23 protein-coding genes and 2 tRNA genes are annotated in these 21,560 nt (G+C 68.4%); 12 read left to right on the forward strand and 13 right to left on the reverse strand.

Translation table 11 applies throughout. The features are described from left to right. Positions 1-4 precede the first annotated feature (4 nt). From C8D87_RS23035 to C8D87_RS46090, 4 genes are all read left to right on the forward strand, one after another. Positions 5-2,914, forward strand: coding sequence for an alpha-mannosidase (locus C8D87_RS23035; protein WP_112228341.1), 2,910 nt, complete (start codon positions 5-7; stop codon positions 2,912-2,914). Between the two features lie 122 nt (positions 2,915-3,036). Further along, positions 3,037-3,522, forward strand: a complete 486-nt coding sequence (locus C8D87_RS46085) for a hypothetical protein (RefSeq protein ID WP_170166553.1) — start codon at positions 3,037-3,039, stop codon at positions 3,520-3,522. Between the two features lie 5 nt (positions 3,523-3,527). Continuing rightward, on the forward strand, positions 3,528-4,316 hold the full coding sequence (locus tag C8D87_RS23040) for a PKD domain-containing protein (protein WP_170166554.1): 789 nt from the start codon (positions 3,528-3,530) through the stop codon (positions 4,314-4,316). Positions 4,317-4,497: 181 nt separating this feature from the next. After that, positions 4,498-4,674, forward strand: a complete 177-nt coding sequence (locus tag C8D87_RS46090) for a hypothetical protein (protein ID WP_170155254.1) — start codon at positions 4,498-4,500, stop codon at positions 4,672-4,674. A gap of 79 nt (positions 4,675-4,753) precedes the next feature. Here C8D87_RS46090 and C8D87_RS23045 read toward each other — a convergent pair whose 3' ends face one another. The 3 genes from C8D87_RS23045 to C8D87_RS23055 are packed head-to-tail and all read right to left on the reverse strand — an operon-like array spanning position 4,754 to position 8,609. Then, on the reverse strand, positions 4,754-5,707 hold the full coding sequence (locus C8D87_RS23045) for an ABC transporter substrate-binding protein (RefSeq protein ID WP_215732442.1): 954 nt from the start codon (positions 5,705-5,707) through the stop codon (positions 4,754-4,756). An 11-nt stretch (positions 5,708-5,718) separates the two neighbouring features. Beyond that, entirely contained in the window at positions 5,719-7,692 is a 1,974-nt protein-coding gene (locus C8D87_RS23050; RefSeq protein ID WP_109640812.1) for an ABC transporter permease, read from the reverse strand. Continuing rightward, positions 7,692-8,609, reverse strand: a complete 918-nt coding sequence (locus C8D87_RS23055) for a quaternary amine ABC transporter ATP-binding protein (protein ID WP_211337663.1) — start codon at positions 8,607-8,609, stop codon at positions 7,692-7,694. The genes C8D87_RS23050 and C8D87_RS23055 overlap by 1 nt, the downstream gene beginning before the upstream one ends. 342 nt (positions 8,610-8,951) lie before the next feature. On the opposite strand from C8D87_RS23055, the gene C8D87_RS23060 reads away from it, so the two are divergent. Then, on the forward strand, positions 8,952-9,893 hold the full coding sequence (locus tag C8D87_RS23060) for an ABC transporter substrate-binding protein (protein WP_109640810.1): 942 nt from the start codon (positions 8,952-8,954) through the stop codon (positions 9,891-9,893). A gap of 80 nt (positions 9,894-9,973) precedes the next feature. Here the strand turns inward: C8D87_RS23060 and C8D87_RS23065 are convergent, their stop codons facing one another. After that, a complete protein-coding gene (locus tag C8D87_RS23065) occupies positions 9,974-11,740 on the reverse strand; it encodes a hypothetical protein (RefSeq protein ID WP_112228343.1) in 1,767 nt (588 codons plus the stop codon). A 91-nt stretch (positions 11,741-11,831) separates the two neighbouring features. Between C8D87_RS23065 and C8D87_RS23070 the strand changes: the two genes are divergently transcribed. Then, entirely contained in the window at positions 11,832-12,593 is a 762-nt protein-coding gene (locus C8D87_RS23070) for an alpha/beta hydrolase family protein (RefSeq protein ID WP_109640808.1), read from the forward strand. A 71-nt stretch (positions 12,594-12,664) separates the two neighbouring features. On the opposite strand, the gene C8D87_RS23075 is transcribed toward C8D87_RS23070, so the two are convergent. Next, positions 12,665-12,735, reverse strand: a tRNA-Gly gene (locus tag C8D87_RS23075). Between the two features lie 63 nt (positions 12,736-12,798). Here C8D87_RS23075 and C8D87_RS23080 point away from each other — a divergent pair. Continuing rightward, positions 12,799-12,872, forward strand: a tRNA-Pro gene (locus C8D87_RS23080). 164 nt (positions 12,873-13,036) lie between these two features. Here C8D87_RS23080 and C8D87_RS23085 read toward each other — a convergent pair. Further along, positions 13,037-13,603, reverse strand: a complete 567-nt coding sequence (locus C8D87_RS23085) for an NAD(P)-dependent oxidoreductase (RefSeq protein WP_109640807.1) — start codon at positions 13,601-13,603, stop codon at positions 13,037-13,039. Positions 13,604-13,660: 57 nt separating this feature from the next. Between C8D87_RS23085 and C8D87_RS23090 the strand changes: the two genes are divergently transcribed. Together C8D87_RS23090 and C8D87_RS23095 are read left to right on the forward strand one after the other, a co-directional pair. Then, entirely contained in the window at positions 13,661-13,963 is a 303-nt protein-coding gene (locus C8D87_RS23090) for a winged helix-turn-helix transcriptional regulator (RefSeq protein WP_211337662.1), read from the forward strand. Continuing rightward, complete coding sequence (locus C8D87_RS23095) at positions 13,963-14,298, forward strand: VOC family protein (RefSeq protein ID WP_109640806.1); 336 nt, start codon at positions 13,963-13,965, stop codon at positions 14,296-14,298. Before C8D87_RS23090 ends, C8D87_RS23095 begins: the two co-directional genes overlap by 1 nt. Positions 14,299-14,306: 8 nt before the next feature. On the opposite strand, the gene C8D87_RS48660 is transcribed toward C8D87_RS23095, so the two are convergent. Next, entirely contained in the window at positions 14,307-14,438 is a 132-nt protein-coding gene (locus C8D87_RS48660) for a hypothetical protein (RefSeq protein ID WP_267899880.1), read from the reverse strand. 50 nt (positions 14,439-14,488) lie between these two features. On the opposite strand from C8D87_RS48660, the gene C8D87_RS23100 reads away from it, so the two are divergent. Further along, positions 14,489-14,824 (forward strand): histidine triad nucleotide-binding protein, encoded by a 336-nt coding sequence (locus C8D87_RS23100; protein WP_109640805.1) that lies wholly within the window; start codon positions 14,489-14,491, stop codon positions 14,822-14,824. Between the two features lie 12 nt (positions 14,825-14,836). Here the strand turns inward: C8D87_RS23100 and C8D87_RS23105 are convergent, their stop codons facing one another. After that, the gene (locus tag C8D87_RS23105; protein ID WP_109640804.1) at positions 14,837-15,445 is read right to left on the reverse strand and encodes an MBL fold metallo-hydrolase; all 609 of its coding nucleotides are present in this window, start codon (positions 15,443-15,445) and stop codon (positions 14,837-14,839) included. Further along, positions 15,442-16,122 (reverse strand): 2-phosphosulfolactate phosphatase, encoded by a 681-nt coding sequence (locus C8D87_RS23110; protein WP_456085585.1) that lies wholly within the window; start codon positions 16,120-16,122, stop codon positions 15,442-15,444. The genes C8D87_RS23105 and C8D87_RS23110 overlap by 4 nt, the downstream gene beginning before the upstream one ends. A 27-nt stretch (positions 16,123-16,149) precedes the next feature. On the opposite strand from C8D87_RS23110, the gene C8D87_RS23115 reads away from it, so the two are divergent. After that, entirely contained in the window at positions 16,150-16,632 is a 483-nt protein-coding gene (locus C8D87_RS23115; RefSeq protein ID WP_109640802.1) for a ribose-5-phosphate isomerase, read from the forward strand. Beyond that, complete coding sequence (locus C8D87_RS23120) at positions 16,625-17,425, forward strand: Fpg/Nei family DNA glycosylase (RefSeq protein WP_109640801.1); 801 nt, start codon at positions 16,625-16,627, stop codon at positions 17,423-17,425. The genes C8D87_RS23115 and C8D87_RS23120 overlap by 8 nt, the downstream gene beginning before the upstream one ends. A 60-nt stretch (positions 17,426-17,485) precedes the next feature. On the opposite strand, the gene C8D87_RS23125 is transcribed toward C8D87_RS23120, so the two are convergent. The 4 genes from C8D87_RS23125 to C8D87_RS23140 are packed head-to-tail and all read right to left on the reverse strand — an operon-like array spanning position 17,486 to position 21,553. Continuing rightward, positions 17,486-18,208, reverse strand: a complete 723-nt coding sequence (locus C8D87_RS23125; protein ID WP_109640800.1) for a hypothetical protein — start codon at positions 18,206-18,208, stop codon at positions 17,486-17,488. 56 nt (positions 18,209-18,264) lie between these two features. After that, positions 18,265-19,482: a GNAT family N-acetyltransferase gene (locus tag C8D87_RS23130; RefSeq protein ID WP_112228344.1), complete on the reverse strand. Its 1,218-nt coding sequence runs from the start codon at positions 19,480-19,482 to the stop codon at positions 18,265-18,267. A gap of 41 nt (positions 19,483-19,523) precedes the next feature. Continuing rightward, positions 19,524-20,876, reverse strand: a complete 1,353-nt coding sequence (locus C8D87_RS23135) for an aldehyde dehydrogenase family protein (protein WP_112228345.1) — start codon at positions 20,874-20,876, stop codon at positions 19,524-19,526. Positions 20,877-20,929: 53 nt separating this feature from the next. Further along, entirely contained in the window at positions 20,930-21,553 is a 624-nt protein-coding gene (locus C8D87_RS23140) for a DNA glycosylase family protein (protein ID WP_112228346.1), read from the reverse strand. Positions 21,554-21,560: the final 7 nt, after the last annotated feature.

The raw sequence follows: 21,560 nt of genomic DNA on the forward strand, positions 1-21,560 counted from the left end.
ACACGTGCACGACGAACGCGCGCTGCTGGAAGAACGACTCAACCGCACTCTGAAGGAACGCATCCGCCCTGCGATCTACGGCGAGACGGCGCCGCTGGAGCTGGCCGTGTGGCACGTGCCGGACGAGCCCGTCCCTGTCGCCGAAGCGCTGCGGGCCACCTACGAACCGGTGAGCGTCGGCGACGCCTGGGGCGCGCCGTGGAGCACCAGCTGGTTCCGGCTGACCGGACGCGTTCCGCAGGCGTGGCAGGGCAAGCAGGTCGAGGTCGTGCTGGACCTGGGCTTCACCCACCCCGGCCCCGGTTTCCAGTCCGAGGGCCTCGCGTACAACGCCCAGGGCGAGCCGATCAAGGGCATCGAGCCGCGCAACACCCACCTGCCCGTCGACGGGTCCGAGGTCCACTTCTACCTGGAGGCCGCCGGCAACCCCACGATCCTCGACTTCCACCCGTTCCTGCCGACCCGGCTGGGCGACAAGGAAACCGCCGGCACCGAACCGCTGTACCGGATCCTCAAGGCTGAGCTCGCGGTGTTCCAGCCGCAGGTGTGGCACCTCATGCTCGACATCGAGGTGCTGCAGAGCCTGATGAAGGAGCTGCCGGACCACGACCCGCGCCGGCACAAGATCCTGCACGCGCTGGACCGGGCGATGGACGCGCTGGATCCGGGCGAGGTCGCCGCCACCGCCGACCTGGCCCGCGCCGAGCTCGAACCCGCGCTCTCGCTGCCCGCCACGGCCTCCGCGCACAAGGTGTCCGCCATCGGGCACGCGCACATCGACAGCGCCTGGCTGTGGCCGTTGAGGGAAACCGTCCGCAAGTGCGCCAGGACGTTCTCGAACGTCACCAGGCTGATGGACGAGTACCCGGACTTCTACTTCGCGTGCTCCCAGGCACAGCAGTACGCCTGGATGAAGGACCACCACCCGCACGTGTGGGACCGGATCCGCGAGAAGGTCCGCAGTGGACAGTTCGTGCCGGTCGGCGGCATGTGGGTCGAGTCGGACACGAACATGCTTGGCGGCGAGGCGATGGCCCGCCAGCTCGTGCACGGCAAGCGCTTCTTCCTCGACAACTTCGGCGTCGAGACCGAGGAGGTGTGGCTGCCCGACTCGTTCGGCTACAGCGCGGCGCTCCCCCAGCTGATCAAGCTCTCCGGCTCGCGCTGGTTCCTCACCCAGAAGCTGTCGTGGAACCAGATCAACAAGTTCCCGCACCACACGTTCTGGTGGGAGGGCATCGACGGCACGCGGATCTTCACGCACTTCCCGCCGGTCGACACCTACAACTCGACGCTCTCCGGTGAGGAGCTCGCCCGCGCCTCGCGCCAGTTCGCCGAGCACGCCAAGGCCTCCCGGTCGCTGGTGCCGTTCGGCTACGGCGACGGCGGTGGCGGCCCCACCCGCGAGATGATGGAGACCGCGCACCGCGTCGCGAACCTCGAAGGCTCCCCGACGGTCAAGGTCGAGCCGCCGCGCGACTTCTTCCAGGCCGCGCAGGACGAGTACCCGGACGCACCGGTGTGGGCGGGTGAGCTGTACCTGGAGAAGCACCGCGCCACGTACACCACCCAGGCCAAGACCAAGCAGGGCAACCGTCGCAGCGAGCACCTGCTGCGCGAGGCCGAGCACTGGGCCACCGCCGCAGCACTCCACGGCCACGACTACCCGTACGACGAGCTCGACCGGTTGTGGAAGACCGTGCTGCTGCACCAGTTCCACGACATCCTGCCCGGCAGCTCCATCGCCTGGGTGCATCGCGAGGCCGAGGCCACCTACGCCCGCGTGGCTTCCGAGCTGAAGGCGCTGACGGCCCGCGCCATCGACGCGATCAAGGGTGACGGCGAGGACGAGCTGACCTTTGACGTGCTAGGCAACAACGCACCGATGCCTTATGTGGCGCCGCAGAACGGCGTGCTGGACAACGGCCGGCTTCGCGTCACGATCGATGCCGACGGCATCGTGCTGTCCGTTCTGGACCTGGAGTCCGATCGGGAAGTGCTGCCCCCGCACGGGTTCGCCGGCATGCCACAGCTGCACCGCGACAACCCGAACCAGTGGGACGCCTGGGACATCGACCCGTTCTACCGCAACTGGAAGGCCGACCTGATCCCGTCCGAGCGGGTCGACGCGGCAGACGGCGTCGTGGTGCGCGCCAAGTTCGGCAACTCACGACTCGCCCAGACCATCCGCCTGCGCGAGGGCGCCAAGCAGGTCGACTTCGAGACCGAGGTCGACTGGCAGGAACGCGAGAAGCTGCTCAAGATCGCGTTCCCGCTCGACCTGCGGGCCGAGGTCTCCACCGCGGAAACCCAGTTCGGCCACCTGCACCGCCCGGTGCACACCAACACCTCGTGGGAGGCCGCGAAGTTCGAGATCTGCGCCCACCGCTTCCTGCACGTCGGCGAACCCGGCTACGGCGTCGCGGTGGTCAACGACTCGACCTACGGCCACGAGGTCACCCGCACGACCCGTGAGGACGGCGGAACCACCACGACCGTGCGCCTGTCCCTGTTGCGCGCGCCGAGGTTCCCCGACCCCGAGACCGACCAGGGCGAGCATCGCTTCCGCTACGCGCTCGTGGTCGGCGCGGGCATCCCGGAAGCCATCGACGCCGGCTACCGCATCAACCTGCCGCCGCAGACCGTCCGCGGTTCCCAGGCGCCAGAACCGTTGGTGTGCACGGACAACCCGGCGGTGCGGATCGAGGCCGTGAAGCTGGCCGACGATCGGTCGGGCGACGTCGTCGTCCGGCTCTACGAGGCGCATGGCGGTCGTGCCCGCGCGTCCATCAGCACTTCCTTCTCCTACCGCGGAATCCAGGAGACCGACCTGCTCGAACGGCCTCTCGGCGACGCGTCGGCGGAGATCGCGCTGCGGCCGTTCCAGGTGATCACCCTGCGTTTCGCCAGGTAGGCCGAACAGAGCAATTCAGGGCGGGGTGGGCAACCGACACCCCGCCCTTCGGCGTTAGGAGGCCGATGCCCTCGCCGAGGACGGCAGGGCATGGGAAGAGTGGCAACTTTTCTCATGGCTTTTTGGAGATCGCGATCGCGGTGGTCGCCGCGGTCGCACTGGGAATGATCACACCTGGTGTCGCGCACGCGGCACCGCCCGCCAACGACGACTTCGACGCGTCGACAGCGATCACCGCGCTGCCGTTCACCACGCAGGTCGACAGGACCGAGGCCACCAGGGCGCTCGACGACCCGGCCAACTGCGTGCAACGGCCCGCCGAGGGGTCCGTCTGGTTCCACCACACCGCCACCGAGAACGGCATCGTCCGCGTGAGCACGGACGGCAGCGATCTCGACGTGAAGCTGTCGGTGCTCCCGGAGCCCAACGACGCCATGGCCTCGGCGGCCACGACGACGGTGCCGGGCGACCACCAGCCCGACCTCACCCTCGCCACCGCCGAGCCGGGCGAGGCGCCGCCGAGCTGCGACACCGCGGCGACCCGATCGGTCTGGTACCGCTACACACCCCGGCCCGCGCCAAGTTCGTCCAGGTCTACGGCAACGTGACCAGCGTGCACCGCGCAAGCGATCTGTCCGAGGTGGACTGTTCGACGCGCTGCTCGAGCGCGGCGTTCGCCGCGGCCGCGAACGAGACCTACCTGATCTGGGCGGCCACGTCACCGGAGGGGTCCCCGTCGCCCTGCGGACCGCTCCGGACATCGCCCCCCGGCCTGTCCACGTGGCCCCAGACCCCGAACGTGCTGAGCGACACGACGCTCGGTGTGTCGACGGGCGACCCGATCTACCAGCCGCTCGCCAGCGGCACGATCGACCTCGGTGACGGCACCGTCCTGCGCACGAACGGCGAACACGTCAAGCACCGCTTCACCAAGGACGGTGACTACCGGGTCACGGTCACCGCCACAACCACCGACGGCCGCACCGCCACGAGCATGCGGACGCTGAAGGTCCAGACGCACGACGTCTCGGTGGCCGGGCTGTCGGTCCCGTCCTCGGCGCGGGCGGGCCAGACCAAGCCGATCAAGGTGTCCGTGGCCAACACCCACCACGACGAGGACGCCACCGTCGTCCTCTACCGGGTGGGTGCGAACAGCGAGGCGGAGAGGGAGATCGGCCGCCTCACCCAGCGCGTCGCGGCGTCGGCGCAGGGGCGGACCGAGTTCCCGTTCGCCTACTCCTACCGCGAGCAAGACGCGGCGGCGGGTCAGGTGACGTTCCGGGTGCGCGCCGAGCTGCCCGGCTACGGATGGAACGCCGACGACAACGGTGACGACAACGAGGCGCGTGGCGCCACGGCCTCCGTCCGGCCCGCGTCCACCGCGAGCGCCAGGATCAACTAACCGCAGGTAGAAGCCCTCGCGTCCCGACCCCTCAGGTCGTAGCGTGAGGGCTTTCGCGGGTCACCCTCAGCACCGGAGTAAGGGGTTTCGCGGCCGGGCCTTACCTGATCTTCCGATGTGAGGGGCCACCCCTCAGCAGCAATCTCACTCTCGTCGGAAAACGAACTGAGGAGTGAGTCAGATGGAGTGGACGCCCGAGGCGATCAAGGCGGAGATCGACTACCGGCAGGCTGCCCTGCGGGACGACGCCCGCCGGGTCCGGGAGTACTACCGCAACGGCGGAAAGCCCCGCTCGTGGTGGCACCGCATGACGCACAGGCACGAGCCTGAGGTCCCCAACGGACAACAGGCTGCCTGATGCCGGGGGTAGTCGTGGGGTGGTTCCTCTCGTCCGGGAACCACCCCACGACTTTTTTGCTTGGTCGAACCAGGGCGGGCTAGGCCTTGGGGAGCCAGGCCTTGACCTTGTCGCCGTTGGCCTCGACCCACTTCTTGGCCGCGTCCTCGGGCTTCATCTTGTCCTCGGCGATGTACTTCGCGACCGTGTTCTGGTCCTCGTTGGTCCACTTGAAGTTCTTGACCAGCTGGAACGCCGGGCCGTTCGCGTCGGCGAACTTCTTCGACACGATCTTGTCGAGGTCGTAGTCCGGGTAGTCGCAGGCGACCTTCTCGGCGTCGGCGTCACAGCCCGGCTTGTACTCGGGCAGCTTCACCTTCTCGAGCTTGATCTCGTTGAGCAGCCACTGCGGCGAGTAGAAGTAGCCGATGACCCACTTCTTGTCCTTCTCCGCCTGGCGGAAGGCCTGGATCAGCGCGGTCTCGCTGCCGCCGTAGACGACCTTGTAGTTGAGGTTCAGGTTCTTCACCAGAGCCTCGTCGTTGGTCACGAACGACGGGTCGCCGTCGAGCAGCTGGCCCTTGTCCCCGGACTCGGACGTCTTGAACTTGTCCGCGTACTTGTTGAGGTTGTTCCAGTCCAGGATGTCGGGGTGCTCCTTGGCGAGCCACGGCGGCACGTACCAGCCGATCTGCCCCTTCACACCCGTCGAGCCCGCGCTGACGGCGGTCTTCTGCTCGTCGATGTACTTCTTGCGCAGGTCGTCGTGGCCCCAGTTCTCGACCACGGCGTCGACCTCACCGGTGCCGAAGCCCTGCCACGCGACCTCTTCCTTGAGCTCCTTCTTCGTGACCTTGCACTTGAGCTCCTTCTCGGCCACGTACGCGAGCACCGCCGCGTTTGCCTCGTAACCCACCCACGGGTTGATCGCGAGGTTGAACGTGCCGCAGTCGCCGGCCGCACCCGAAGAAGAGTCGCCGACCTTGGCGCCACTGCAGCCGGCCAGCGCGAGTGCTCCTACGAGCACCGCTCCCAGCACGTTGTGCCTTGCCACTTCCAGACCTCCTAGTTGGTCCACCGCTTGGCGGCCGCCTGGGTGAGGCGGTCGAGCATCACGCCCAGCACGACGATCGCGACACCGGCCGCGAGCCCCTTGCCGTACAACTGGCCCTGAGAGAACCCGGCGACGACGTCGTAGCCGAGCGCGCCGGCGCCGACGAGACCGCCGACGACGACCATCGAGAGCACGTAGATCAGTCCCTGGTTGGCGGCGAGCGTCAACGCCCGGCGCGCCATCGGCAGCTGCACCTTCACAATCGTCTGCCACGAGCTCGAGCCCAGCGCCGTGGCCGCCTCGACGGTCGCGGGCGACACCGCGCGGACGCCGTCCGCGATGATCTTGATGGCGACCGGGGCCGCGAACACCACGGCCGCGATGATCGCGGTGAACCGCGAAGCCGAGAACAACGCGAGGAACGGCACCAGGTACACGAACGCGGGCATCACCTGGCCCGCGTCGAGGACCGGCCGGATGACCCGGTCCGCGCGCCTGCTGCGGCCCATCCACACGCCGACCACGACGCCGAGGACCATCACCAGGATCGTGGCGACCAGCGTGGACGCCAGCGTGATCATCGAGTCCTGCCACAGCCCGGTCGCGACCAGCAGACCGAGGCACACAGCGGACACCACGGCCGGCCTGAGGCCACCGATCAGGAACGAGAACGCGACGATCACCAGCGCCACCACGAACCACGGCGACTCGGCGAGCAGCGCCTGCAGCGGGTTGATCAGGGCGAGCGTGACGAAATCCTTGAAGCCACCCGTGATCACCGGCAGCGAGTCCTGCACCCACTCCGTCACGGCCGTCGCGCCCTGCCGGATCGAGCTGCCGATCTCCACGTCCGACTGGAACTCCGCCGCCCACAGGTAGGTGTAGGAGAGGTAGACCGCGACGCCGGTGACGCCGAGACCGCCGAACATCGCCCAGCGCGGCAGCTTCCGGCGTTCGGTGGCGGCGGTCGTCACGCGGTCCAGCACGATCGCCAGCACCACGATCGCGAGGCCCGCGTTGAACGCCGTGCCGACGTCGAGCGTCTGCAACGCCTTCACGACGGTCTTGCCCAGGCCCGGCGCGTCGATCAGCGCGGCGATGGTGACCATCGACAGCGCGGCCATGATCGTCTGGTTGATGCCGAGCACGATCGTCTTGCGCGCGGACGGCAACAGCACCTTGACCAGTGTCTGCTGCCAGGTCGCGCCGAGGGACTCGCTCGCCTCGACGGTGTTGTGCGGCACCGAGCGGATGGCGTGCGCGGTGATCCGGATGGCGGGCGGCGCCGCGTAGATCAGCGTGGCGATCGTCGCCGAGGCCGGACCGATCAAGAAGAACAGCGTCAACGGTGCCAAGTAGACGAACGTCGGCATCGTCTGCATGAAGTCGAGCACCGGCGTAATGACCCGGTGGGCCCGATCGGACAGTCCCGCCCAGACGCCCAGCGGAATGCCGAACAGCAACGAGATCACGACCGCGGCGAGCGTCAGCGAGAGCGTGTCCATGCTCTCCTGCCACAACCCCTGCAGACCGAGGAACACGAAGCCCGCGACGGCGAGCAGCGCGACCCGCCACCCGGCCACCACCAGGCTGACGAAACCCGCGATCGCGACCACGCCGAGCCAGCCGATCACCGGCACGGGCCGCCCGAACGACGGCTGCGCGATCAACGCCTGCACGAACGTCACGAACTCGTCGATGACGAACCGGATCTCGTTGAAGAAGTACAGGAACAGCGGGTTGGAGTTCCTGGACGCGCCCACCGCGTCGTTGACGCTGTTGATCCAGCGGTGCAGCGGGGTCAGCGCGGAGGCGTCCAGCGACAGCGTCCCGACGTTGCGGAACACGAGCCACAGCACCAGCCAGGCCAGCACGATCCCACCGGCGATCAGGGCCTTGGACCGGTAGATCGGGCGCGAACCCTGCTGTGGCCCCGGTTGCGACACCTGTGGTGGCGCTTGCTGGGGCTCGGCAACGGCGACCATCACGCCTCCCCGGCGACGACCCCGAGGATCTCCTCGTCCGCCACAACGCCGAGCAGTTCGCCGTCCCGCACGACCTTCACCGGCTTGTCCGCGCTGAGCACGCTGCGCACGGCTTCCCGCACAACGGTTTCCGGCGGGAGCTCCGGCCCGTCCAGCTCGTCCTCCGGACGCGGCGGACGCATGATCCACTTCAGGGTCAGCACGTGCGAGCGCGGCACGTCCTTGACGAAGTCGCGCACGTAGTCGTCCGCGGGCGCGCCGACGAGCTCGTCACCGGTGCCGACCTGCACGACCTGGCCGTCACGCATGATCAGGATCCGGTCGCCGAGCTTGAGCGCCTCGCTCAGGTCGTGGGTGATGAAGACCATCGTCTTGCCGACCTCGCGGTGCAACCTGATGACCTCGGACTGCATGTCGCGCCGGATCAGCGGGTCGAGTGCGGAGAAAGGTTCGTCGAAGAACAGAACATCGGGATCACCGGCGAGCGCGCGCGCAAGACCGACGCGCTGCTGCATGCCGCCGGAGAGCTGGTCCGGATAGGACTTCTCGTAGCCGGTGAGGCCCACGAGGTCGATCACTTCCTGTGACCGCTCTCCTCGTTTCGCCCGTGGTACCCCACGGATTTCCAGCCCGTAACCGACGTTGTCGGCGACAGTGCGGTGCGGGAGCAGACCGAAGTGCTGGAACACCATGGAGAACTTGTTCCTGCGCAGGTCACGCAGACGCTTGGCGTCCGCTTCGAGGATGTCCTCACCCTCGAACATGATCGTGCCCGCCGTGGGTTCGACGAGTCTCGTGAGACAACGGACCAGTGTGGACTTGCCCGAGCCGGACAGTCCCATGACCACGAACATCTCACCCGGAGCGACATCGAAGTCCACTCCGCGCACAGCGGCGACGGCACCTGTGCGATCCATCAGCTCCTGGCGCGACAACGACTTCAGCTCGTCGGATGCCACCACTTGAGATGCATTGGAGCCAAATACTTTCCACAGGTTCCCGACCGAAATCACGGGATCCACGTTCAAACCACTCCGACCTGTTGCGGACTGCGCACACCGTTTCTCGATGCGCGACAGCATTGACCCTCACACGGGTACGGTCAAGGGCTGATACATATTCAGTCCTTTGTGGACAACCAATCATCCCATGACTTGACTGTCATCGTTCGGACGGGAAAAGCTGAACTGAGCGGTCTCCTGCACCGCCATCCCCTCGACGAGGAGCTGTTCGTGCAAGCCCCCAGAATCGCTCTGGCAATGACGTTCGTGTTGACAATTGCCGGTTGTGGCAGTGGATCGACGTCATCATCACCGCGCTCCAGTTCGGCGGCACCGACCGAGCCCTGCGACTCGATCACCATCGCAGTCAACCCCTGGGTCGGCTACGAGGCAAATGCCGCAGTGATCGGCTATTTGGCCGAGAAGCGACTCGGCTGCAAGGTCACGAAGAAGGAAGTCGACGAGCAGACCGCCTGGCAGGGCCTCGACTCCGGCGAGATCGACGTGATCCTCGAGAACTGGGGTCACGAAGACCTGAAGCAGAAGTACATCGAGGAGAAGCGCACCGCAGTCAGGGTCGGCCCGACCGGCAACAAGGGCGTGATCGGCTGGTACGTGCCGCCGTGGATGAAGAAGACCTACCCGGACATCACGAACTGGCAGAACCTCAACAAGTACGCGGAACTGTTCAAGACCGCGCAGTCCGAGGGCAAGGGCCAGGTGCTCGACGGCGACCCCTCGTACGTGACCAACGACGAGGCTCTGGTGAAGAACCTGAACCTCAACTACAAGGTCGTCTACGCGGGCAACGAGCAGGCGCTGATCAAGGCGTTCCGCCAGGCGGAGGAGAAGAAGACGCCGCTGATCGGCTACTTCTTCGAACCGCAGTGGCTGCACCTCGACATCGAGCTCGTCAAGGTCGACCTGCCCGAGTACAAGGCGGGCTGTGACGCCGACGCGGCCAAGGTCGCCTGCGACTACCCGCGTTACGAGCTCGACAAGATCGCTTCCAAGAAGTTCATGGACAAGGGCGGCCCGGCGGCCAGGCTGATCCAGAACTTCCAGTGGAGCAACGACGAACAGGACGCGGTCGCGTCGTTCATCGCGAAGTACAAGATGTCGCCGGACGAGGCGGCACGGCGGTGGATCGAGGCGAACCCCGACCGCGTCGACGACTGGCTCACGAAGGCCAAGCCCTAGTGCCGTTGCAGTCAGCCTTTGCCCCGTGTTCGGCGGCCCGCTGAGCGTCGAAGACGCGGCGAAGGTCGGCTGTCGCGGCACTAGCTGGGCTTCCGGCTCCACCACTTCTCGTCGGGGCCGGAGATGTCCTCGACGCTGAGCCTGCGGACGGACCCGGCTCGCTTGAGCCGGGCCTCCAGCTGGTCCTTCCGCTGGGCGAGCCTGCGATAGATCTCCACCGCGGAGGTCTCGGGCTCACCCCGCAGTCTCTCCACAGTGCGCCAGTTGCCGAGGAACTCGAGCGTCAGATCGGCGACGGCCTGCCCGGCGTGCGCGGTCAGCTCGTCCGCCGGCGTCGCGAACCGACCCGCGTGGAACGCCAGGTTCCTCGTGACGTAGAGCCATTCCAGGACCGCGGCGACGGTGTCCTCCTGCTCGGCCAGCCAGCCCGCGAGGGCCGTCGAGTCCGCCAGCCTCATCCGCCACAGCTCGACGAGGTCCTGCACCAGACCGCCCTCGTTCGCCGCGAGCGCGGTGACGGCCTCCTGGGCGGCCTTGAGCTGTTCGTTCGGCCGGTTGTGCCTGATCAGCACTTCCAGCCAGGCGTCGACGGACTTGAGGTGGTGCTTCACGCCGGTCGTCGGGACGTGCGCGTCGAGCGGCCGGCGCAGCTGCTTGTCGTGGTTCGTGGTCACGACGTGCAGGCTGATCAGGTGCTGCCGCAACATCTGCAGCGCACACGCCTTGGCCAGCCACGCGATCTTGCTCGGGTCCAGCCCGGTCGCCTCCAGCGCACTCCACGCGAGCCCGGCACCGGCCATCGGAGCCGTGTTCGCGGACACCTGCCTGGCCAGGTTCGCCACCCGCATCGCACTGCGCAGCTCAGCGGGCCAGTACGCGGTGAGCGGGTAGGCGTTGCCGACCGTGCGCTGATGCTCTGTGCCGCGCGAAACCCGGCCGGTAGGCCCGCTGACCTGCCACAACGGCGCGATGTCCAGCACGGTGAGCCGCTCCCCCGCCGCGTACTGGTCGAGCACCTCCCCGAGGATCCGCCTGCCCAGCAACGCCGCCGTGTGCACGTCCGCCGCGCTGACCGGCAGCCGCACCAGCACCGACGACCCGTCCACGGCGTCCTTCAGGAAGTCGTCCTTCGGCAACCTGTTGCGGTGCAACGGCTCTTGCCTCGCTTGGGGCAACAGCACGTCCAAATGCCGCAGTACTCGTGCGCCGCGGACCACCAACGCCACCACATGCCTGCGCGGTGGCGGCCAGAACACGTCCCCGAGGCCGGAGTCCGGCTTCTTGAGCCACCGCAGCAGGTCGGCGCGGAGCTGCCTGCCGTCACGGCCGTGCACCGCGACCACCACCGCCACCTCGGCGATCATCCTGGCGCGCAACGGAAGCTCGACGCCGTTCCACAGTGGAGTGATCCATTCCTTGACGGCGGCTTCCAACGCCCGCGGATCGAGCTTCTTCGCGGCGGTGGCCGTGACCTGAGGGTCGAGTTTCTGCCCGTCGGCCGCGATCGCCGCGTCGACGTCGAGGAGTGTCTGACGTGCCTCGGCGAGTTCTCTCGCGCCACCGTGGTCGTACGCGGGCGCGGCGGCGTCCATGCACGCGAGCGAGGTGGTGATGATGCGGCGCAACAGGTTCCACCGCGGCTGGTCCTCGGTGGCGTGGCTGTCGAGCGCGGTCTGCGCACGGGTGACGGCGAGGAACGCGCTGTTGAGGCCCGCGACGTGTTCGCCGATGTGCGCGTCGGGGTCGAGTGCGCGCAGCACGCCCTGCAACAGTGCCCGCTGGCCGCGGTCGAGCCCGGCGTCGTCGAACGCCTGCCGCAGCCTGGCGTCGAGGTACTGGTAGCGCACGCAAAGACCCTAGTGCCGTGACCACCCGCCTTCGCCCGTGTTCCGACGTGGAACTCCGTTGGCCGGCGGTCCCGGGTCCACACTGGGATGCATGGACAACAGGAAAGCGGTCTTCGCGGGTGTGGACGGGCAGTCGCTGGCCGGCCGCCTCGAACTGCCGGACGGACCGGTCGTGGCGACCGCGGTGTTCGCCCATTGCTTCACCTGCGGCAAGGACTCGGTGGCCGCCTCCCGGATCTCCCGCGAGCTCGCGGCCCGCGGCGTGGCGGTACTGCGCTTCGACTTCACCGGCCTCGGCCAGTCCGACGGCGACTTCGGCAACACCACGTTCACGTCCAACGTCGACGACCTGGTGTGCGCCGCCGACCACCTGCGCGAGACCGCCGGTGCCCCGAGCGTCCTCATCGGACATTCACTTGGCGGCGCGGCCGTGCTGGCCGCCGCTCACCGCGTGCCCGAGGTGCGCGCCGTCGTCACGATCGGCGCGCCCGCCGACACCACCCACGTCGAGCACCTGATCGGCTCGTCCACCGCCGAGATCGAAACCCGCGGCGTCGCCGAGGTGGTGCTGGCCGGGCGCCCGTTCCGGATCAGCAACGACTTCCTCGCCGACATCAAGCAGCAGAACCAGGCCGCGTGCATCGCCGGACTGAACCGCGCACTGCTCGTCATGCACTCGCCGCAGGACGACCTCGTGGGCATCGACAACGCCAGGCTCATCTTCGACTCGGCCCGGCATCCCAAGTCGTTCGTGTCGCTCGACGGCGCCGACCACCTGCTGACCAACCGCGCGGACGCGACGTACGTGGCGGAGGTGCTCGCGGCGTGGGCGAGCCGGTACCTGGCTGGCTAGTGGGAAGCCCCGGAAAACGCGAGAGGCCGACGAGATCTGTGTTTCCACAGACTTCGCCGGCCTCAGCCGAGAGCGGGCGACGGGAATCGAACCCGCGTAGCTAGTTTGGAAGACTAGGGCTCTACCATTGAGCTACGCCCGCGTTGCCGCCCTGGAGTGGGGCTGCGATTAATACCTTAGCGGAGGGCGGTAAGCTGGGTGCAACCGGGGCGTGGCGCAGTTTGGTAGCGCACCCGCTTTGGGAGCGGGGGGTCGCAGGTTCAAATCCTGTCGCCCCGATCGGTTGCCGAGACCCGCAGTGAGCCTTTCGCTGCGGGTCTTCGCACATGCACCCTCGGACCTCAACCCCCTTCAGCCCCCGCTGAGGAACAGTCGCTCGGGTGAGTTCCACACCCAATTGGCTGGCTTCGACCAGCAGGTCTTCGGCGCTGTGGTGAGCAGGCTCACAGGTGGTCCTGTGTGGAGGCCACTCCTACCTGGGTCCGGCGGTGGGTGGGGCGTTCGATCTCGTCCACCACGGCCAGCGCGAAATCGGCGTAGGTCAGCTTGTCGGCCGGATCGGCGGCGCCCAGCCGGTACGTTCCCGTGCTCGTGCCGCCGAACATGCCGGCCGGGCTCATCACCAGCCAGTCCGCCTCGGAGCGGGCCAGCACGTCCACGCCCGCCGCGTGGCCCAGGCAGAACGGGCGGTGTTCGGCGTGGAAGTCCGGCGCGTCCACCACCCGCACTCCTGGCGCGGTTTCCAGGAGCGGGTAGATGCCGATCACGATGATGCGGCGGACACCGGAGGCCACCAGTGAGCGGGCCGCCTGGGCGTAGAACTCCGCCGGGTCGCGTGACAGGTCCACCACCGAGCTCACCGCCACGTCGTAGCCGGCGGCGACCTCCGGCGCCGCCTGGACACCGGGGTTCCTGCCGATCTTGGCCACCTCGTGGCCGCGCGCCTCGGCGACTGCCGCGATCTCCCGTCCGGCCTGGCCGGACGCTCCGAAAACAACGATCTTCGTCATGGGCGCGAAGGTAGGGTGCGAGGGTCCGGTTTCCGCAACGATATTGGGGGTGAGCAGGTGAAATGCGCGCATGACGAGCTGCCGTACCGCATCGGTGACAAGTGGACCGCGCACGTGTTGCGCGGGCTGCAGGACGGTCGTCGGCGCTTCACCGAGCTGCGCGCCGGTATGCCGGTGGTGACGCCCAAAGTGCTCACCGAGACGTTGCGGGCGATGGAGCGGGACGGCACAGTCACGCGCACCGAGTACGACGAGAACCCGCCGCGGGTGGAGTACGAGCTGACCGAGCAGGGACACAAGCTGCTGGGCTTGCTCGACCTCTGCTGCGAGTGGGCTCGCGAGAACCTGGTGGAGACCTGATGCGGCTTGAGCAGATCGTCGTCGACAGCAACGATCCGGCTCGCCTCGTGCGGTTCTGGGCCGAGTTGCTCGGCGGCGAGCCGGTCGAGCGCGAGCACGGCTGGGCGCACGTCGAACCGCCCGACGGCCCGCGGATGTCGTTCCAGCCGGTGCCAGAGCGCAAGGACGTGAAGAACCGGCTGCACCTCGACTTCGAGGTCGAGGACATCGAGGCCGCGGTCGTGAAGGCGGTCAGCCTGGGCGCCAGCCGCGAGGGCCTCGTGCACACCGACGAGAAGGGCAGCTTTCAGGTGATGCGCGACCCCGAGGGCAACGAGTTCTGTTTCGTCCGCTGAAGAACCTGTTACTGGACCGCCCGCCAGAGCGCCTCACCGAAGCGGATCGCGACGACCACGAGCAGCACGCCGATCGCGAAGCTGATGAGGCACCGGACGATCACCAGCAGTTTGGCGCCCTTCACCACGTCATGATTCATCCGTGAACGGCAAGAACAACAGCGTCCATCCGAACCAATAGCATGCTGGTGTGACCGACTGCCTGTTCTGCCGCATCGTCGCGGGCGAGATCCCGGCGACCGTGGTGACGGAGACCGACACGACGCTCGCGTTCCGCGACATCGACCCCAAGGCGCCCACGCACGTCCTGGTGATCCCCAAGGAGCACCATCAGGCGATCGGCGACGTCGACCCGCTGCTCGCGGGCCAGATCCTCGCGACCGCGCACCAGGTCGCGAAGCAGGAAGGTGTCGACGAGTCCGGCTACCGGCTCGTGTTCAACACCGGCAGGGACGGCGGCCAGACCGTCTTTCACGTGCACTGCCACGTGCTCGGCGGGCGCGGGCTCACCTGGCCACCGGGCTAGCTCTCTCCCGGGCTAGTTCTGCCCTGGAAGAGCCATCTCCCGCACGAACTGCGCGTCGACCGGGTTGCCGTGACCCGGCACGACGATCCGCGGGTTGAGCTCCAGCATCAGGTTCAGGACGTGCCGCCAGTTCGACGGCGTCGCGTCCGAACCGGCCTGAGCCGGCGCTCCTTCCTCGACGAGGTCGCCGGCGAACACGACGTCCACGTCCGGCACGTGCACGATCACGTCGTGCGAGCTGTGCGCGGGACCGAAGTGGTGCAGGTCCACCCTGCGGCCGCCGACGTCCAGCGTGACGGTGTCGCGGAACGTGTGCGTGGGCGCGATCAGCGTGCCCTCGAACGGGTCCGAGTAGTAGACGGCGCGGCTTTCGAGCAGGCTCTCGTCGATGACGCAGTCCTCGTGCGCCCACACCTCGCACGGCAGGAACGCCTCAGTGGCCAGCACGTGGTCGAAGTGGTTGTGCGTCAACACGATCCGCGACGGACGCACCTCGTCGGCCAGCGCCGGGTCCATGCCGGAGTCCACCAGGAGCGAATCACCTGATCCGGTGATGAATCCCAGGGTGAGGTCGAGCTCGGTGTGCCGCCGGATGAACACGCCGTCCGCGATCTCGATCACCGCGCCGCTCCGTCCACAAGCACTCCATCGACCAGCGTCGGCACCGCCGCGCTCACCCCGATCTGCACCGCCAGTTCCACGTCGGCGGCGTGGCCGTTCTCGACCAGCTCCCGCCCCGAGCCGCAGTCGCGCACCGCGGCCGCGACGTCGGTGTTCCGGAACGCGGTGGCAGCGAGCGCCGCCTCCGGCGAGGCCGTCCCCGGGAGAGCCGCGAGGACCGCACCCGCACCCAGGTAGTCCTCGACGCACGGGCGCAGCGGCCCGAACTCACGCGGCCCGGAGTTGAGGATGTCGAGCCCCCACCGTTCGCCGCCGGGGATCAGGCCGATCGTCTCCCCCAGCTCCGCCGCCCGCTTGGCCACTGCCTCGGCGTTGCGCAGGCAGGCCGCCAGCACGTGCGCCCCGGCCTCCGCGGCGAGGAAGCACAGGTTCGACCCGTTCGGCGACGGCAGCTCGACGAGCCCGGTCGCCTCGGCGAGTGATGCTGGTCGCAGCGTCTTACCCGATGTGGGCTTCCAGCGCGACGGCCGCACCTGGCCACCGTTGCCGACCACCAGGTCGACCGAGGTCGTGAACGACAGCACGTCCACGACAATCAGCACGTCACAGCCTTGCAGCACGTTGACGCCCTCAGGCCCCCATTCCAGCCTCAGCTGGTACCCCTCCTGGCTGAACACACCCACCAGCGTGCCAGACTCCGTGACGTGCGCGTTTATCTGGCAGCAGACCACGCGGGCTTCGAGCTGAAGTCCCATCTGTCCACGGCTCTCAAGGACCAGGGCTACGAGGTCGTCGACGTCGGTGCCCACGAGTACGACGCCCAGGACGACTACGTGTCGTTCTGCACCGATGCCGCCGAGCGCGTCGTCGCCGACCCCGGCAGCCTCGGCGTCGTGATCGGCGGCTCCGGCAACGGCGAGCAGATCGCCGCGAACAAGGTGAAGGGCGCCCGCGCCGCGCTCGCGTGGAACATCGACACCGCGCAACTCGCCCGTGAGCACAACGACGCCAACCTGGTCGGCATCGGCGCCCGTCAGCACAGCACCGAGGAGGCGACCGCGATCGTCTCGGCGTTCCTCAAGACGCCATTCTCCGGCGAGCCCCGGCACCAGCGCCGCATCGACAAGGTCAGCGCCTACGAAGACAGCGCCCACGAAGGCGGCGCTGTTCAGAACAAGCGTGCCTGAGGGTCACACGCTGCACCGCCTGGCGCGGCTGCACCAGCGCCGGTTCGCGGGCAAGCCCGTGGCCGTGACCAGTCCACAGGGACGCTTCGCGGCGTCCCTCGTGGACGGGCGCAAGCTCGTCCGTGCCGAAGCGCACGGCAAGCACCTGTTCCACGTCTACGGCCCGGACGCGATCGTGCACGTCCACCTCGGCCTGTACGGGACGTTCACCGAGTCACCGCTGCCGGTCCTGCTGCCCGTCGGCCAGGTCCGGATGCGGATGGTCGGCGAGACGCACTGGACCGACCTGCGTGGCCCGACCGCGTGCGAGGTGCTCAACAAAGACGAGGTCAGGGCGATCCGCGATCGGCTCGGCCCCGACCCGTTGCGCAAGGACGCCGACCCCGATCGCGCCTACGAACGGATCATCCGGTCGAAGCAGCCGCTCGCCGTGCTGCTGATGGACCAGAAGATTCTCGCGGGCGTCGGCAACGTCTACCGCGCGGAAGTGCTGTTCCGGCACAACGTGAACCCGTTGCTGACCGGCGACAAGGTCAGCCGCGAACTGTGGGACACCCTGTGGGACGACCTCGTCGTGCTGATGAAGGACGGCGTGAAGGTCGGCCAGATCAACACCGTGCGTCCCGAACACCTGCCCAAGGCGATGGGTCGTGCTCCGCGCGTGGATCGGCACGGCGGTGAGGTGTACGTCTACCGCCGTGCCGGTCAGCCGTGCCTGGTCTGCGGAACCGAGGTCCTGACCACGGAACTGGCGGCGCGCAACCTCTTCTGGTGCCCTGCCTGCCAGCCCTAGAAAATTCTTGGTCGGTCGGGTTTTGGGTGCGGCCAGAAAGTGCTCAATCGATGAGCACTTTCAGAAGTCGAACCCGCCCATGTCACCGAAGTCGAAGCCACCGGCGTCGCCCGCATCAGCGGCACCACCCATGTCGCCCATGTCCCCCATGCCCATGTCGCCCATGCCGTAGTCACCGATGCCGTGCATGCCCGAGAACATGGCGTCCATCAGCAGGAACGTGCCCACACCCCACGCACCGGCCACGAGCGCGGGCTTCCACCACGGCTCGGAGTACCAGCCACGCGGCACCGGACGGCCGGCGACCATGCCACCGGGGTAGTAGTAGGGCGTGCCGGAACCGGAGTGCGGCGACGCGGCGTACTGGTGGCCCTCGAGGGTGACCTGGCGGTCCTCGCTGACGGCACCCGCCTGCTTCTGGCCGGCGATCTCGGGCAGCGCGGGACCGGGATCCATGCCCATGGCTTCACGCGCGGCGCGTACGTAGTGCAGACCCTCCATCGCGGTCTGCGTGACCAGCCGCGCCTGCGGGATCGTGCGGGCCTGCTCCATCTGCGACCCGGCCGCGGTGAAGCGCTCGGACGCGTCGGCCAGTGCCTGCGTGGACGCGGCGTTCGAGCCCGTGAGGCTCATCACCTGACCGCCCAGCCGCTCGACCCACCGGCGGGCCTCCGCCTTGGCGTCGTCGAGCTCACGCGCCTTGCGCGCGTTGCTCTGGCTGACCAGGTAGAACGCCCCTGCGACAAGCAGTACCAGCACTACAACCCACACGATGGTGCCCACGGCTTACCTCCCACACCAGGTAAACCGTCAACGCGTGAACGCCAGCCGTAGTTCCGTCAGAAGACCTCAGGGCAATGAGGCTCATCGGTGCCGAGGAACGCCATCGTCAACGCGTCCACATGACCAGGCGTGTGCTCAACCACGCGGTGTGCGCGCCTCAGCACGGAAAGCCGTACGCCGCCGAGGTACACGCTGCCGAGCGCGGCGACGTCGAGCGACACGTCCGCGGCGTCCTCGGTGCGCGTCACCACCGCTTCACCACGCTTGACGGTGAACCGCCACCGGCCGGAGTTCCACGGGCAGAGGGAGTCCTCGACCTCGAGCACACTGTCCACATCGGACTGGTAGCGCCGCAGCGGCAGCGCCCGGTCCACGTCGACGATCCGCAGCCACAGCGCGTCGCTCAGCTCGCGCCGCACCTTCCGCGGGTTGTCGACCATGTGCAAGATCGGGTCGTCCGTGGCCGTGTAGAAGGAGATTCCGCTCGCCAGATCGAGGTCGAGCAGGAACCGGTACAGGTCCACGTACGCCTGCTCGGTCTCGCACACCAGCTCACGCACGTGCAACTCGTTCTGCGGCCCGCTGTTGTTCGACTCGTGCTTCACGCGGAAGACCACGTATCCCTGCGGGTGCAGGCAGTAGCGGTAGGCGGAGAGGCCGTCGCGGTTGGACTCGGCGTCGCCGAGGTGGACGTCCCAGGTCTTCTCCACCCGGCTCAGCCAGCCGGTCCGCGTGCGGCGCACCCGGTCGTGCACCTCGCGCATGAACGGCATCGCTTCCTCGCGCGTCACCTGACGGATCCGCGCGTCGCTCACGGACACGCCGGGGTGGAACGGCATCCGCGTCGGCATCGTCATCATCGACAGGCTCGACGCGTGCTCTCCGTAGCCGAACCGCCGGTAGATCGACCCCTCCGACGCCCAGAGGATCGCGATCGGGTCGCCCGTCTCGTGCATGCCGTGCAGCTGCGTCTTCATCAGCAGCGACGCGACGCCGCGGCGGCGATGGCCCGGTTTCACACCCACGACGGTCACCGCGCCGGCGGGTGCGAGAACCCCACCGGGAACGGTGAGCTCACGGCTGAGCACACCACCGGTGCCCACCATCTCGTCGCCGTCGAACACGGCGTGCGTCCGGTCCAGCTCCAGCACCTTCATCCAGCGGTGCTCGCCGCCGGCCGGGGGTTCGTCGAGAAACGACCAGGCGAACACCCTCTGGAACTCGGGGAGGTCCGCGCTTCCGATGGTCCTGATGCTCAGCGCCGAGTCAGCCATAGCGGCAGTGATACGCCGCTACAGCCGCGCTCGCAGCTCAATTACCGCTGAATCGACTTGATCTCGCAGAACTCGTCCAGGCCGAACCTGCCGAACTCACGGCCGTTGCCCGACTGCCGATAGCCACCGAACGGCGCGCTGGTGTTGAACGCGGCACCGTTGATGTCGACCTGCCCGGTGCGCAGCCGCTTGGCGACCTTGAGCGCACGGTCGGTGTCCACGGAGAACACGGCACCCGCCAGGCCGTAGATGGTGGAGTTCGCGATGCGCACCGCGTCGTCCTCGTCCGCGTACGGCATGACCGACAGAACCGGCCCGAAGATCTCCTCCTGCGCGATCGTCATCTCCGGCGTCACACCACCGAACACCGTCGGCGCCACGTAGAAGCCTTGCGGCAACGGCGCTTCCGGCCCACCGGCGGCCAGCTGGGCGCCTTCCTCGACGCCCTTGCGGATGTAGCCCACCACCCGGTCGCGCTGCGCCTTCGACACCGCGGGCCCGATGCGCGTCGCCGGATCGGCCGGGTCGGCCGGGGCGTACTTCCGCGCAGCGGCAGCGGCCAGCTCGACGGCCTCGTCGTGCCGGTCCGCGGGCACCAGCAACCGCGTCCAGGCGCTGCACGCCTGGCCGTTGTTCATGAACGAGTTGGCGACCGCGATCTTCACCGCGCGCCCGAAGTCCGCGTCGTCGAGCACGATGCACGCCGACTTGCCGCCCAGCTCCAGCGCGACCCGCTTGACCGTCTCGGACGCCACCGCCGACACCCGCCGCCCAGCGCGCGTGGACCCGGTGAACGACACCATGTCCACGTCCGGGTGCGCCGCCAGCGCCTCACCGACGACGGACCCGGTGCCGTGCACCAGCCCGAACACGCCCTCCGGCACGACCGCCGTGATGATCTCGGCGAGCAGGTCCGCGGTCTTCGGCGCGAGCTCACTCGGCTTGAGCACAACGGTGTTGCCCGCGGCGAGGGCCGGCACGACCTTCGCGACCATCTGCTGCAGCGGGAAGTTCCACGGCGTGATGGCCGCCACGACCCCGATCGGCTCGCGGAAGATCAGCGAGTTGCCGATCTCCTCCGGTTCGAAGTAGCCGCGCTCCAGCACGTCCGCGACACCCTTCGCGATGGCGACGGGGTTCGCGACCTGGACCTTCTGGCTGAACGTGATGGGCGTGCCCATCTCGCGCGTCATGGTCTGCGCGAGCTCGGCGCCACGCTCCTCGAGGCCGTCGATGATCGCCCGGACCGCCTTCGCCCGCTCCTCCACGGAGGTCTCCGACCACGCCGGGAACGCGGCCTTCGCGGCGGCCACGGCCGTGTCGACGTCGGCCGGCGTGCCCTCGGCGAGCGTGCCGACGACTTCCTCGGTGGCGGGGTTGACGACCTCGATCACGAGAGCCCTCCAAGGCGGATGTGACACCAATGCGCTGACAACGGTTCAGCCTGTCACATCGCCCGCGCAGGAGCCATCGCACCTCCGATCCGCCGCTCGCGCAGCGCCCGGAGATGCACCGCCGCCCACGTCCGGTACGGCCGCCACGTCCCGGACACCTCCACTCCGGCTTGCGACCCGGCAGGTCCAGGTCGAGCCCACGCAACACCGCCGGCGCCGGGAACAACGCCATCCCCGGCCAGCGACGCCTTCAGCGCAGCCGCCTGCGAGACCCGGACCCGCTGCGACAGCACCGACCCCGCCGTGGCCTCGTACGGCGAGTAGAACCCGCACGGCCGTAAACCGGGCAACGACGCCTGCGCGGCGGCGATCACCGGATCCCGCGCACCGACGCCGGGCCACGCCCGCCCGTCGACGTCCAGCGCCAGGAGCCGGCACACCTGAGCCGCCGCCAGGTCGGGATCGCCCTCGCCGGCCAGCTCCAGCACGGCAGTGGCGCCGCGCTGGGTCACGGAGACCGAAGCACGGCGCCACTCACCCTCGACCAGGAACGCCGACTGCAGCGCCTCGCCCTTGCGCGCAGGCGGCGCGGACGGGGTGAAGCCCTCCCAGGAGGCCCGGGACGTAGCCAGTGACCAGGGCCCCTGAACTGCGACCTCGACGCAGTGGTGTGCCATGTCCGAG

This window comes from Lentzea atacamensis (assembly GCF_003269295.1).
Classification (GTDB): Bacteria; Actinomycetota; Actinomycetes; order Mycobacteriales; family Pseudonocardiaceae; genus Lentzea; species Lentzea atacamensis.

Coding starts and splice junctions, on each gene's coding strand:
- C8D87_RS46090 (WP_170155254.1), top strand. CDS start 4,498: ATGGAGTGGACGCCCGAGGCGATCAAGGCGGAGATCGACTACCGGCAG.
- C8D87_RS23050 (WP_109640812.1), bottom strand. CDS start 7,692: ATGGTCGCCGTTGCCGAGCCCCAGCAAGCGCCACCACAGGTGTCGCAA.
- C8D87_RS23055 (WP_211337663.1), bottom strand. CDS start 8,609: ATGGATCGCACAGGTGCCGTCGCCGCTGTGCGCGGAGTGGACTTCGAT.
- C8D87_RS23060 (WP_109640810.1), top strand. CDS start 8,952: ATGACGTTCGTGTTGACAATTGCCGGTTGTGGCAGTGGATCGACGTCA.
- C8D87_RS23070 (WP_109640808.1), top strand. CDS start 11,832: ATGGACAACAGGAAAGCGGTCTTCGCGGGTGTGGACGGGCAGTCGCTG.
- C8D87_RS23085 (WP_109640807.1), bottom strand. CDS start 13,603: ATGACGAAGATCGTTGTTTTCGGAGCGTCCGGCCAGGCCGGACGGGAG.
- C8D87_RS23095 (WP_109640806.1), top strand. CDS start 13,963: ATGCGGCTTGAGCAGATCGTCGTCGACAGCAACGATCCGGCTCGCCTC.
- C8D87_RS48660 (WP_267899880.1), bottom strand. CDS start 14,438: ATGAATCATGACGTGGTGAAGGGCGCCAAACTGCTGGTGATCGTCCGG.
- C8D87_RS23130 (WP_112228344.1), bottom strand. CDS start 19,482: ATGGCTGACTCGGCGCTGAGCATCAGGACCATCGGAAGCGCGGACCTC.
- C8D87_RS23140 (WP_112228346.1), bottom strand. CDS start 21,553: ATGGCACACCACTGCGTCGAGGTCGCAGTTCAGGGGCCCTGGTCACTG.